Source organism: Chitinivibrionia bacterium (assembly GCA_009779925.1).
In the GTDB taxonomy this organism is placed as follows: domain Bacteria; phylum Fibrobacterota; class Chitinivibrionia; order Chitinivibrionales; family Chitinivibrionaceae; genus WRFX01.
The window spans coordinates 1-13,803 of record WRAZ01000006.1; the positions used below are offsets into that span (position 1 = coordinate 1).

General features: G+C 43.6%; 10 protein-coding genes and 1 tRNA gene. 6 read left to right on the forward strand and 5 right to left on the reverse strand.

Annotated elements, in window-relative coordinates:
• The 4 genes from FWE23_03380 to FWE23_03395 form a co-directional block, all read left to right on the forward strand.
• A partial coding sequence (locus tag FWE23_03380) for a glycosyl hydrolase family 8 (GenBank protein MCL2844480.1) occupies positions 1–803 on the forward strand: 803 nt, incomplete at its 5' end.
• Positions 803–2,236, forward strand: coding sequence for a glycosyl hydrolase family 8 (locus tag FWE23_03385; protein ID MCL2844481.1), 1,434 nt, complete (start codon positions 803–805; stop codon positions 2,234–2,236). The genes FWE23_03380 and FWE23_03385, both read left to right, overlap by 1 nt.
• A complete protein-coding gene (locus FWE23_03390; protein ID MCL2844482.1) occupies positions 2,236–3,267 on the forward strand; it encodes a right-handed parallel beta-helix repeat-containing protein in 1,032 nt (343 codons plus the stop codon). Before FWE23_03385 ends, FWE23_03390 begins: the two co-directional genes overlap by 1 nt.
• Before the next feature lie 8 nt (positions 3,268–3,275).
• Positions 3,276–4,514, forward strand: a complete 1,239-nt coding sequence (locus FWE23_03395; GenBank protein ID MCL2844483.1) for a DEAD/DEAH box helicase — start codon at positions 3,276–3,278, stop codon at positions 4,512–4,514.
• 86 nt (positions 4,515–4,600) lie between these two features.
• Here FWE23_03395 and FWE23_03400 read toward each other — a convergent pair whose 3' ends face one another.
• Positions 4,601–6,109, reverse strand: a complete 1,509-nt coding sequence (locus FWE23_03400) for a hypothetical protein (protein MCL2844484.1) — start codon at positions 6,107–6,109, stop codon at positions 4,601–4,603.
• A gap of 95 nt (positions 6,110–6,204) precedes the next feature.
• Here FWE23_03400 and FWE23_03405 point away from each other — a divergent pair, with 95 nt between their 5' ends.
• Both FWE23_03405 and FWE23_03410 read left to right on the forward strand, forming a co-directional pair.
• A complete protein-coding gene (locus tag FWE23_03405) occupies positions 6,205–7,038 on the forward strand; it encodes a hypothetical protein (GenBank protein ID MCL2844485.1) in 834 nt (277 codons plus the stop codon).
• Positions 7,039–7,090: 52 nt separating this feature from the next.
• Positions 7,091–7,166 (forward strand) — tRNA-His (locus tag FWE23_03410).
• A gap of 115 nt (positions 7,167–7,281) precedes the next feature.
• Here the strand turns inward: FWE23_03410 and ligA are convergent.
• From ligA to FWE23_03430, 4 genes are all read right to left on the reverse strand, one after another.
• Positions 7,282–9,243 carry an NAD-dependent DNA ligase LigA gene (ligA, locus tag FWE23_03415; GenBank protein ID MCL2844486.1) on the reverse strand — a complete coding sequence of 654 codons (1,962 nt, stop codon included), beginning with the start codon at positions 9,241–9,243 and terminating at the stop codon, positions 7,282–7,284.
• A 5-nt stretch (positions 9,244–9,248) separates the two neighbouring features.
• Positions 9,249–9,677, reverse strand: coding sequence for a SoxR reducing system RseC family protein (locus FWE23_03420; protein ID MCL2844487.1), 429 nt, complete (start codon positions 9,675–9,677; stop codon positions 9,249–9,251).
• Positions 9,678–9,792: 115 nt separating this feature from the next.
• A complete protein-coding gene (locus tag FWE23_03425; GenBank protein ID MCL2844488.1) occupies positions 9,793–11,727 on the reverse strand; it encodes a hypothetical protein in 1,935 nt (644 codons plus the stop codon).
• Positions 11,728–11,743: 16 nt separating this feature from the next.
• On the reverse strand, positions 11,744–13,798 hold the full coding sequence (locus FWE23_03430) for a hypothetical protein (protein ID MCL2844489.1): 2,055 nt from the start codon (positions 13,796–13,798) through the stop codon (positions 11,744–11,746).
• Positions 13,799–13,803 lie beyond the last annotated feature (5 nt).

Consider the following 13,803-nt stretch of genomic DNA (forward strand, 5'->3'; position numbering starts at 1 on the left):
GCAGAAGCAATTCGGCAACCGACGGCGATATGGATATGGCATACGCGCTCCTTTTAGCTTATAGACGATGGGGCGATCCGCAATATAAAAGCGACGCTGTTGATATTATCGGCTCGATAAAAAGTTTGAACTTTCACAGAGCGCCCGGCAATCAACATCGAACAAATTTAGGCGACTGGCACGGCAGATGGGGGCAAGCGACATTGTCGGACAGAACAACTTCGCGACCATCGGACTGGATGCCCGGACATTTTAGAGCGTTTTACCGAGCAACGGGCGATAATTTTTGGTGGGCGGCGGCAGATGAAGTTTATACGCTTTTGTCTCAAGTTTCCGACGGAAATACGGGACTTATGCCTGATTTTGTTATAGACAATCCCGCAAGAGTAGTAGCGGGTACGCACGAAGCGGCTGTTGCAGGCGAACACAATTATTACAATTATTCGTATAATTCTTGCCGAGTGCCTTGGCGACTTGCACTCGATTGGGCTCATAACGGAACGCCTGCTGCCCAAACGCAAATCAATCGAATAAGCGCTTGGTTGAGAGGCGCTACAAACGGCGATCCCGAAGACATACGGTCGATTTACAGATTAGACGGAAATCCCGTTGATCCTGACCGAAGAGCGTCTATAGCATTTGTAGGACCTTTTACAGCCGGAATGATTGGCGACGTTGCAAACCAGCAATTTTTAAACAGAACTTACGACCATCTTATAGAACGAGATACGAGAGGTTTTTACAACAATTCACTTAGACTTTTAAGTTTATTTTTAATCACAGGAAATTGGAGGGCTCCATAATGAAAAAAATCTATTTAGCGGCATTTTTAGCGGCAACGCTGTTTTTTCTCGGTTGCGTCGAGGATCCGTTGGTTCCCGTTGAAAGACCAAAACTTCCGACGGATACAACGGCGTTAAAGCCTTTTCCGCAAGCAGGTCTGTTCTCTATAAACGGCATAAGACCGAACAGAACGCAAGAGTTAATGAATAGTGATGTTATTGCCGTGTATCGCAGATACAGAGACAGATATTTGGGATCCGCGCAAGGAAGCAACGGTCAAATACTGCATTTTATAAACGCTACAGGAACAAGCGGGACAGGAACTGTTACAATTTCGGAAGCACACGGATATGCAATGCTTATTTTTGCGTTAATGGCAGGTTCGGAAGGCTTTGGCGATGAAAAAGAAATTTTTGATGGACTTAACAGATTAAGAAGAACAAATCCTTCGACTGCGGATAATCGCTTGATGTCTTGGACGGTATATGCCTCAGATTTAAGCACAAATACAGGCAGAAGCAATGCTGCTACCGACGGTTGCTTGGATATGGCTTATGCACTTCTTTTGGCTTATAGGCAATGGGGGGAGCAATCGTATTTGAATGACGCTCGAAATGTTATCAGAGGGCTTAGAGAATCGACAATGCACCTGAATAATGCTACACACAGAACCAAACTCGGCGACTGGCATAGCTGGGATTGGGGCAATCGTCAACCTTCTGCTACCGCTACTAATACAACTTCAAGAACTTCGGATTGGCGACCGTCGCATTTTAGAGCGTTTGCCGAAGTTGATGACGCAGGTTTTTGGCTTGCGGCGGCTGATACGGTTTATGCGCTTTTAGGGCAAGTGTCCCACCCGATAACAGGTCTTATGCCTGATTTTATTATAGGCGTTAATCTCGCAAGAGCGGTTAGCAACGAAAACCGTTTTAATTTTGGAGGACGGATACTTCCAGGCGATTCAATACCTGACCGTAATGATGCCGGAAATGAGAATTGGCCCTCTCATTTTGAAGCGTTGGTAAGTGGCGAACATAATTGGGGACGGTTCGCAATGAATGCTGCCAGAACTCCTTGGTTTATAGCAAAAGATTACTTACACCACGGAACGCCTGCTGCGAAAAATCAACTTTCTCGGATAACAAGTCATTTCGGAATAGGAGGTATGACCGCTTCAGGGTACACGCTAGAGGGCGATGTAATTACTACCGCTATTTCTACTAGTTGCCAGCTCGATAGTTTTGTTCGTCCCGGTTGCGCAGGATACACTTCTTGGTCGCCGATATTTGCGGCACCATTTGCTTCAGCAGCGGCGGCAAGCGGCAATCAAAGTTTTGTGAGCAGTGCTTACAATGCTATCAGCGGCGTAAGCGTGGCAAATAATGAATATGCTATGGCGATTCAACTTTTGAATATGCTTCTCATAACAGGAAATTGGTGGATACCATAATGGCAAAAATTAGTGTTTTAGCGACGTTTTTTGTAGTCAGCGTTTGCTTTGCCCGTACGGTTATCGACGGGGAAGTAATAACTACAAATACTTGGTGGAGAGCGGAAAATAGTCCGTATATTCTTACCAACGACGTTGTTGTAGCGCCTCAAGCGCGCCTTGTAATTGAGGCTGGCGTAGAAGTCTTGATAGAACGTCCCATAAGAATTCCCGAAGGCATAGAGCAGTTGGACAACCTTGACTCGCAAACCGTGTCAATAAAAGTTTTTGGAGCTTTACACGCGCTTGGAACACCGACGCGTCCCATTGTTTTCAGAGGGCTGAACGTTGAAGAGGGAAATCAATTTACGCATTGGTACGGAATAGTAATAAGGTCGGCAAGAACGCAGGATATGGTTATCGGATACGCGACAATTTCTTCGGCGGCGCACGGAATTCGTGTTATCGGCGGACAGCCGCTTATCAGAAACGTTCTTTTTACGTTTAACAATATCGGCGTTCGCGTAGAAGACCGTTCCACTGCTCGTATAGCGCACAGCGTTTTCTCCCAAAATTTTTTGACGGGAATTCGAGTTTACAATTCCAATCCGCTTATCTACAATTCCATTTTGGTAAACAATAATATGACAGGACTTTGGGGCGACAGCCACGCCCGAATTGATTTCAGGCACAATTTGCTTTTCGATAACGGGCGGGATTTTTCTTTGACTGACCCCTTGTTCGGCAGAAACGACAGAGTAAATTCAAACGGCGATTCCACTGATTTTAAGGGAAATATGGTTATGGAGCCGATATTTCTTGGGTCGTTTGCCGAAGCGGCAGTAAGAAAAGAGGGCAGAAGAGCCGAAAGAAGAGCCGCCTCCTACAATATTATGGAAAGCATTAGCGCGGACGACGTACGCAGACGTTTCTTTTTGTCGCCGTTTTCGCCTGCAATCGATGCAGGGGTGAGCGACAGAGTGTTTCGTGAAATCGACGGAAGTCTTCCCGATTTGGGAATTTGGGGCGGTCCCGAAACCCTTCGTTTTTAAGGAGCATTATGAAATTCGACGAATATAAAATCTCTGATGAAATTAAGAGAAATCTCGAAAACTCGGGATTTAAAAAACCAACCGATATTCAATACAAATGTATTCCGTCGATTTTGGCGGGCGAGGATGTTTTGGCGGTTGCGCAAACCGGCACCGGGAAAACCGCGGCGTTCGCAATTCCTTTGATAGACCTTATCGACAGACACAAAAAAAACAAACGTTCCGATGGAATAAAATGTATTGTAATGTGCCCTACAAGGGAGCTTGCGAAGCAGACGGGAAGCGTTTTTTCAAAACTTGCAAAGCATACCAACCTTGTCAGTTTCGCCCTTTACGGCGGCGTTGAGCAAGAGAAACAAGCGGCAAAACTCCAAAAAGGAATAGATGTGCTGATTGCCACTCCGGGGAGAATGTTCGACCTTATTTCGCAGGGAATAATCGACGTTTTGGCAGTGCGATATTTCGTTTTGGACGAAGCGGACAAGATGCTGAAACTGGGTTTTTATGACGATTTGGAATATATAAAAAAAATGCTGAAACAGCGGCATCAAACAATGTTCTTTTCGGCGACAATCGATGACGAAATAAAAAAATTGGCATACTCGCAAGTGAAAGGCGACGCAATACGAATACAAGTTTCGCCCAAAGACCCTGTTTCAAAAAACGTAAAACACGGCGTTTTATTTGTGAAACAGGAAGAAAAAAGATTTTATCTGCTTGACTTTATTGTGGAAAATTCGTCTGCAAAAATCATCTGTTTTGCGCGAACAAAACTGAGAGTGGAACGCGTACAAAAATTCTTGGAGAAAAACAATGTTGCCTGCACAATTTTTCACAGCGGGCTTGCACAAACCGAACGGGAGAAAAATCTCGAAGATTTTCGCGAAAATCGCTTTAAAATACTTATAGCAACAGATATTTCAGCGCGAGGAATTGATATTCCCAACGTCAGCAATGTAATAAATTATGACTTGCCCGAAGTTGCCGAAAATTACGTCCATCGAATTGGTCGCACGGGTCGCGGGGACAAAAGGGGAGAGGCGATTTCCTTTTGCTGTGAAGAAGAAGAGACTTTGCTTAAAGATATAGAAAATTATACGGGCTATGAAATAAACAGGGTTTCGGTAAACGAAGAAACAAGACAAAAAGCGGAAATTTGCGCGTTGAACGATAACAAAACTCTGCAACAAATGATTTTATCGGAAGAGGCGACTGCCGCCGCAATAAGGAAGAAACGTCGTAAATAACTGTAGGGGCGTATTGCATACGCCCTGTAAAAACAACACGTAAATGATAAAACGGTTGCAAATAATTGGGCGTATGCAATACGCCCCTACACTAAAATATACTCTTGCTTTATATGAAATTGCGGGTTTTTATTAAATTTGCAGGGAATGTCGTCTTCATCCTCGTCTTCTTCGAGTGGGAGGGTATTTTTTTCGGCAATTTTTCGCAAGTCAAAGCCGATTTTTCCGAGCGTTTCAAAAACCGAATTCTCCTCACCCTCTTTTACTTTGAAAAATGTATATCCATCTATCGGTGATAATTTTTCTTTAAGTTGCTCGTGGCTTGCAATGACCGCCGCAACATCATTTCTGAATGCAATATAAGGCAAATCCGCAAAAGCTCGGTTGAAAGAATGTATCCATTCCTGAATGGTCGTTAAAAGCGATTGCGGGACTTTCCATTCCTGCAAAATTTCTGTTATTTCACGCTCTTCAATACCGTTTACCAATGCTTTTTCAAGTCGTTGCTTGTCAATTTTTCCGCGATATATGACATCAACCGAGCAGATTTTGGTAGAATACAAAATTTTGCTCAAGTGTTTAGGATTTACGCCTATAGGAATATAAACGTTGAAATCAGGCAAAATATGTCCATTTTCAAACGATGTGAAATCACTTGTTTTTATTTGGAAAACTCGTACGTTTTTGCTTTGTTTTTCGTCGTTGCTTGCTAATTCAATAAGACCGCACCAATGGAAAAATTTCAGCGAAAAATCAATTGTTTTGGCAATTTCGCCCATTTCCGTAATATCAAGCTTTATTTGTCCTTCGTTTTTGCCGACAAGCGAGCGCAAAAATTGAAAATCTATACATTTTGAGAAATTTGCAATGATTTTCGGCAAATCTTTATTTGTTTCTTCTATAGCTCTGTTCAACAATTGCTCTGCGCTTGAAAGAAGTGTCAGTTTTGAGTCGGTATCGCTGAATTTTGCGCCCAATGACTTTGACAAAACCAAAACAAAATCCAAAATTTTATCTAGTTCTTCGTGTGTTGTCAGTAATTTTCCTATTCCGCACCGCTCTTTCAGTAATTCCGTCCATCTTTGAGAGTAGGTTTTGTCTGTGCAAATTTTGCTTTCCGAGTTTTGAAACATATCCAGAATTATAGCAAAATCGCTTAAAAGCGTCGAAGAAAAATACAAAGGGCGGCTTAATTCTTCGCAAACGCTTAAATTTTGAGCGAAATATCGGGCTATAAGCGGCGATAAGTCGGGAAATCCAAAGAGGGTATCGGAGTTTTCGTCTATGCCTTCAAAAGCCAAAAATGTTTTCAAAACTTTGGTTTTTAAGGATTGCGATGAGATTTTTTTTCCAAAGTCGCCGCAAATATAAACTTGAAAAATCTCTGCTCTTTCGTTCGCTGAAACGCTTTGTAAAGTCTGTTCGATGTAATTTTCTTCGCAGAATTTTTTCGTGATTTTTTCGTAAACGCCGTTCGTTAAAATTTTGGATGAGCCTATGTCGCTCAAATATTCTAAAACCATATTTGAAGGTAGTTGTCTGACATAATTTGAGAAATTTATGCGCTTCATAAGACCCAAAATACTATTTTTCATAGAGCAAATGCAAGGTTTTTTGTTTTTGTCTTCCTATAAATGTTTGGCATTTATTATTTTGTTGGCGAAAAGTTTTCAAATTAAGGAGTGAAAATATGCAGAAGTATTTGATTATCGCAATGGCGCTTTCGTTTGTGGCGACGAGTTTCGCCGAATTATATTCCCCGGACGCTTGGTCCTCTTTCAGACGAGATACCCTTGAATTCAGCGTGGGAGTAAATGATGCAGATTCGGGTAAAATAGTGAATTACGAATTACAGCATAGGGATGAAAACGGCAGAATGACTGTGCTTTCAACTCAATCGCGCAGAGCGAACGAGGCTGAATGGACATTGATGTTTTCGGGAATAAGAAGAGAGACTGTTGGGCAAAGCGCTTTGTGGGTGCAGGAGAAAATCGGCGGCAACACACGAGTTTACGGACCTTACGGGCTTATAAGAACACCGCTTTTGGAAACCGCCGACACAATTTCTCTCTTTAACGATGACGTAAATAATTTTCCGCTCGGCGCCGACGACATATATAGGTTTGCATACAACAGAAACGGTCTTTTTGTCGGAATTAATACTTCGAGAGGCGATTTAACCGTGTCGCTCGACCCTGCAAACAGTAAAACCGCATTTTTGGCTTTTGCAAATCGCATAGTAAGATACAACGCCGAGCAACAAACCTTAGAGTTTTTGTTTCCCGAAAGAAGCATAGAGCAAAGAACTATGGCAATTCAATACAGAGTTCGCGATTGGGAAGGCGATATGAGAGTGCACAGCATTGCAAACGGAAAACTCGTATTTATACCTTGGCACGACTTGGGTATGCTGTTTGAAGCGGGCAGACGTTTCGGATTTATGGTGCACGGAACAGGATTTGCGTATCCTGCAAAAGCGTCGCGCCACGCACCTGCAACGTGGGGAAATTTGATTTTGCAATAAACCTCTTGACAAAGGTGCTTGCGAAAAACTATTTTAGCGATAGAATTTGACGGTGAGTGTAGTTCAATGGTTAGAGCACCAGATTGTGATTCTGGTAGTTGCGGGTTCGAGTCCCGTCATTCACCCCATAAAACGTAAGGGCAGGTTTTAAACCTGCCCTTATTTGTTTTGTATATATGTAGGGGCGTATTGCATGCCCAAACCGCCGACAGAAATCGGGCGTATGCAATACGCCCCTACGGGTTATTCGGCAGTTAATTCCTCCAAATATTCCTCGCCTTTTACTTCAATTCCGAGTTCTTGCGCTTTGTCGAGCTTGCTTCCTGCGTTTTCGCCTGCAACAACCAGTGCTGTTTTTTTGCTTACACTTCCCGCGACTTTTGCACCGTGCTTTTCGAGGATTGCCGTCGCTTCATCGCGAGTGAATTTGCTCAGCGTTCCAGTCAAAACGATTGTTTTTCCGTTCAGTTTCCCGGAATTTTGCGCAACCTCTTCTTCAAGCACAACGCCGCATTCCGCTAATTTTCTGAAAAGTTGTCGGTTTTTTTCGTCTGCAAAAAATTCGACGACGGATTTTGCAATTTCTTCGCCTATCATATCTATTTTCAGTAAGTCATCTGTTTTTGCGTTTTGCAGATTTTCGTAATTTCTGAAATTTTGCGCTATAAGTTTTGCTGTTTGGTTGCCCACAAGCGGAATACCAACCGCCGAAAGTACGCGTGAAAGCCCAGCGTTTTTTGCTGATTGAATTGCCGAATACACATTTTTCGCCAACTTTTCCTTAAATCCTTCGAGCTTAAGGAAATTGTCTTGATTAAGGGCAAATATGTCCGCAAAGTCGCTCACCAAGTTTTTGTTTAAAAGTTGCTCAATTACCGCAGGTCCCATTCCGTCGATATTCATAGCGTGTTTGGAAACAAACCACTCAAAATGTGCCGCTTTTTTTGCAGGGCAATCTCGGTTTAGGCAACGAATAGCCACTTCGTCGTCAATTTTCACTAATTCGCAAGCGCAAGCAGGGCAAATTTTCGGTGTTGCAAAAACTGTTCCTGTTTTCTGCACGACTTCTATTACCTTCGGAATAATTTCACCGCTTTTTTCTACTTTGACTACCGCGCCTACATCGACTTCAAGCCGCTCTATTTCGTCAAAATTGTGCAAAGAAGCGTTGCTGACCCGCGTTCCCGAAAGTTCAATCGCCTCAAATCGTGCGACAGGCGTAATTACTCCTGTGCGACCGACCTGCAAATCAATGCTTGTGATTTTTGTTTGCGCTTGCTCGGCTTCGTACTTAAACGCCATAGCCCACCTTGGCGATTTTGAGGTTTTTCCGACCTTTTCGTAAAGGTTTAATTCGTTCAACTTAAATACAATTCCGTCTATCGGATAATTAAAATGCTTCCGTTTTTCGCGATAATCGTTGATGAAACCTATTATTTCGTCGTAATTTTTGAGCGCGGCGCTGTGTTCGACGACAGAAAAACCGAATTCCGATAATTTTTGCAAATGCTCTACTTGGGTGTCGAAAACTGAGCCGTCAAGCAGATAATACGCAAAAAAAGAAATTTTGCGCTTTGCTACTTCTTTGGGAGAAAGGGATTTCATTGTTCCCGAAGTGGTATTTCGGGGATTTGCGAAAGGCGGTTTCCCTTCTTCTTCCATCTGCCTGTTCAATGCTTCAAAATCGTCGAATTTCATATACATTTCGCCGCGAATTTCAAAATTACCGTTGCCTTTTATTTCGAGTGGTATACTTTTTATTGCGCGAACGTTTGCTGTAATGTCGTCGCCTTTTTGTCCGTCGCCGCGTGTTAATGCCCGTACGAGTTTGCCGTCTTCGTAAATGAGCGAACAGGAAACGCCGTCAATTTTCATTTCGCCGCATACAGAAATTTCTTCTGTTTTGCACAATTCGTAGAGGCGGTTCAGCCATTGTCGGACTTCGTCTTCATCGTAGGAATTGTCTATGCTCATCATCGGGTATTTATGCGCTGCTTTTACAAATCCGCCTGTTAAGTCGTTTCCAACTCTTGCGCTTGGTGAATTTGGGCTGACGAACAGTGGGAATTTTTCTTCCAAATCAAGCATTTCTTTGTAAAGTTTGTCGTACTCAAAATCCGAAATGAATGAAATTCCTTTGCCGTAATACGATAAATCGCATTCGTTAATTTTATTGTAAAGTTCGTTTAATCTATCACACGACATTTTGCTTACTCCTTAAAAATTTGTGGCGGATTTAATTTAGAAAATATTTTATCGAAAACGACAACAACGGCGAAACCAAATATTCCGCCCAAAATTGAAGAGACAATCGCCGCTAAACTTTCACCGGACATTCCGTATAAAGTTGCCAAGTAATACGCGATTGTCGCAAAAAAAATCGGAGTTAAAAATAAAATTGCCGCGGCAAAACCGTCTTCTATTAGACGAGTTTCGACTTTTATGAGGTCGCCGACCAAAACTCCGTCATAAAAAAAAGATTTGGGATAATATTTTTCGATTTGAGGCGAATTTGTTTTACACGCCCCGCAACCTCTTGAGGCACACTCGGACGGCAGATTTTTTGAAAACAAATCTACTTTAACTCTGTCTCTTTCTACAAGTAAAACTTTGCCTGCTCTTGATGAAATTTTGAACATTATTTCTCCTTAAAATCATACAAAAATACTATTTGGCGACAGGGCACCTATCATTTTCAAATAAAAAGAGCGAATATTTCTATCCGCCCTTTTTATTATTTAACTTTCAATTTTCTCAGAAAGTAATTCTTCTGACTGTCGTCCGTTTATCTGCAGGCTCTTGAGTTACTCTGAGGTTGTCGATAATCGTTCGGCTTGAAGTCATTATATCCATCGGGTTGAAGCCGAATTCCATAACTTTTTCAAGGTCGAGCACTCTGTTCAAGACAGCGTCTGCGGGCTGGTTAAACGATTGACGGAAGTTTCTGAAAGGAACAATCACTTCGTTCCAACCGTTGTTTATATTAACCGTTGCAAGCCATTCTTCGCGACCTGCATCGACGATTTTCACGTCAATTCTTTCGCCGTTTGGAAGAGCCGAATGAATGTCGAATGCAACTGCCGAATGCTTTGTCCAATCGCTGACATAAGGCAAGTTTCTGCGACCGATTTTGAAGTTTGCCATCGCCCAGTCGTCCAAAGTCCAATCAAGCGCCATTTGCCAACGTCCAAATCTTGGGCGCAGTTCTCTGACTAATTGCGGAACTGCATTTACTTGCAAAAGCGAAGTTGCGCCGCGTATCACTATCCACTCGGCAGGGTCGTTTGTTGTTTCAAAGTCGGCTACCATCATATCGGGAGCGTTGGAGCGGAAATTATCCCAGAAAATATTCGGGTCAACAAAACCGGGGACATTTTCGAGGTATGCAAAACGCGAGAAGAACACTCTTATCGGGTCGTCGAGCATAACGCGGTTTACAAATCTGTTGCTCGATACCGTAACGCCGACAATTCGGCTCCAATCAACCAGACCGGGGCGCGTTCTGTTTATGCTTTCATCCCACCAACTGCCTTCGTCGGCAAATTCTTGGAGCGGTATCATTATGTAATTCCAATTTGTGTCGAGCGTTCCGAAGCTGTTTGCGACCTGTGAAGTTGTAACGCTTCTGTTGCCTCTGTCGTCAACAAGACCTATGATAAGCTGTGTAACTCCGGGTACTGCTTTCGCCCAAAAACCTAAGCCGCCGCCGTTGTCGCGAAGTTGCGTAAGGTCGGTTGAACGTCCCCAGTTAAAGGTTACGCCCGAAAATTCGTTTCCGTCAAGATAAACCGCCAAAACGTGCGGGCTTGCGCCTGTCGTATCGGTTGTGTTTTTCTGCGCAAAAACAGTTCTTCCGCCGTAGGCAACGCCTCTCATCGGCGCGCTGAAATCTTTTTCCCAAAGAACAGCTGTTTCTACTACGTCTGCACCCGGACGTGTGGGAGCTGGAGCGATAATTTCTTCACGCTCGTCCCAATACGGTTCCCAAAGATTAGCGGGTTCGGGGAAGCGGTCGGGAACAATGCGAATGTCATCGAGCCACACCTTAAACTGTCTGTTTGCGCCTTTGGAAGTCGTAATAATAAATTCTTTTACGTTGCCCCATTTGAAAGGGTTATTGACAAGCGACTGAGTGCGCGGATCCCAGAACTGCCCGCGTCTGCCGAGCGACGACAAAGGAATTGACATGTGTGTCCAAAACGGGTGAATACCACCGTATCTGTTAAAGTCCACGCCGACTTGCGTTTTAATGCCGTCCACCATTTCGTCGTCCGCAAGACCCACGCGACCTATTTCGCCGCCTGTTGCGCCCTTAATCCAAAATTCGAGCGCGCCTGTCGGAAATACTTCGGTCAAGTCAAAATGCGTTCCCCAAAGAACTATTGCACCGCCTGCATAATCGGCGGGGTCGAGTTCAAATACAACGGCGACTTCTCCGATATGCCCTGATTCTTCAGGAATAAATATACGGGTATTTCCGCCGTAAACATACGAATATCCGCCTGAAGCGAAGTTCTCTCTGAAGAAAACAAACTCGTTTGTTTCCTGCTTTTGCTCTGCCATTCTTTGTTCGCGCGCTTCTCTTGCGGCGACCACTTCGGGAAGCGGTCTGATTTGCGCACAAACCATAGAAACCGCGCAAAGAAGAAGCACTGACGCCAAGAATGATAATTTTTGTTTTTTCATCATTTACAAATTCTCCCGTTTAGAATTTCACGGACAAATTCAAATCAAAGCGAAGTGCGCTCGAATTGTTTTGTGTTAATCTCAAGAAGTCATCAATATCTTTAGAATGGTGTTTTACATTCACTTGTCCGACAGTTGCGTTTAACACACCGCCTTCGGCAATGATAAATTCAAAACCTGCCGCCCACTGTGATTGGGTTATTCTGTGTGTTTCGTCGGGGGCTATCGGATCAATTAAAGACTCGCTTCTTATAAACTGATAACCACCCATAAGCGCGGCTCTTCTCCAAAACTGCCAATACAATCCGCTGTTTATAAAAGAAATATCGTTTGTCGCACCTCTTATGTTTAAGAAGTCATCAACAGCTGTGTGTTTAATACTTCCCGAAAGAATAAAGGGGTGCGCCCACCAATGACCGAATTTAGCAACATCAAGAGATAAACCGCCGCCAAATTCCGTGAATTGCTGTTTTACAATAACGTTTTCTTGTTGTTCTCCGCTTGTTTCTTCAAGGATATTAAGTAAACCGCTTACCAAAATCGCTCTGTCTAAAAAGTCAAAACCGACGTTTGCAAGAAGTCCTGTTCTGTTTGGAGTTGCTTGTCCGAAATGCATTGCTCCGCTTATTAAAGTCTCAATCAACTCTGTTTCAAATGCTTCTTCAAGCTCTGCAGATGTAAGCGTGCTTCTTGTCCAAGCGCCTTTTCTCATCGGCTGTTTTGTTCCTGCGTGTCCTTCACCCGGCATATATGTAAACGCGCTTACATACAATGCGTCAAAAGTGTTGAAGTAATTCGGATTGTCGCTGTGAAGAACAGAGCGGTTAAACATTGCAGGGCTTTGAGCCATTTCGTTTCTGAAATTACGCTGATTTGCAATAAAACCAAAATCGAAATTAACACCGTTTGCACCGAACTTAATATCTCCGTCTAATCCGCCTCTAAATGCTGTTGCTGATTGAGAACCTATATGTCTGTCTTTTTGAGCGTCGGTAAGCTCATTCCATAGATTTTCTTGCGTCGGTCTTTCTATGTTAGTAATCACCATTTGAGTTCCGTCCGCTCTTGTAAGCACGTGTGCGCCTGCGTCGTTAAAAGATGACCACTGAGTGTAATCTGAGCCTGCAAGTTCTGCGCTCAAACCGAATTTTGCAACGCGAGGGTCAATTCCTGCAAAAAGTTCACTGCCTAATCCGCCGCGAACACTGAAAACCGTATTGCTTGTCGCATTAAGAGCGGCTTGCAATTCGCCGCCGAAGCCTGTCTTTTTCGCGTCGCCGATGTGCATAAATGTTCCGCCTAAATTAGTTCCGGGAACAAATACCAAATCCAAGTTTGTTGCAACTGCGTATCTGTCCATAAGGTTTCTTGCTGTCGAAACTTGTATAGGAGCGCCGCCCGTAAGAGCAGGTCTTTCTTTGTCTGCTTCACGAAGTCGTGTTGCAAAACCGCCAATGCGAAGTTCCTGCAAGGCGGGCGCTATAGATGCGCCAAAGTTAAAATTGAAACCTTGCAACACTCTCTCGTTGTTGCCCAAAAATTCCTCGCCCATAGTAATTTCTCTTTGACGAGCAAAAACCGTCGGCTCAAACATAATTTCAGGCTCAGGCACCCAAAGAGTAAGAGGTGTGTATCTTTGTCTGAAATCTCCTGCATTATAAAGGAAAAAATCCCCTGCGTTTCCATCTATGCTTATCCAGCGAAGAGTGAGCGGATTTGCGGTTGCGCCGAACATATTACGCCAATCGTGGTGCATTCTGATTATCGCCGTTCCCGAAATAATGTCAATCGGACGCGCCGTAATATTCAAGTCAAGTCCCGTAAAAAGCAATGCTTCGTGAGTGCTTGCGGTCTCATCTTTCGTAGCATTTCCGCTGAGCGTTGACATAAGCGCTCTGGAATAAAAATTCCCGCCGAAATGAATACCCGCTTTTGCATTGATATTTCGCGTCTGCGCTTCAATAGAGTCGAGGCGCTCGCTAATACTTCCTCTAATCGGCTCAGCCTGAGCCAAAACCGCCGCAAACATTCCGAATGCTAAAATGACGGTACAAATAAACTTTAATTTTCTCATAATTC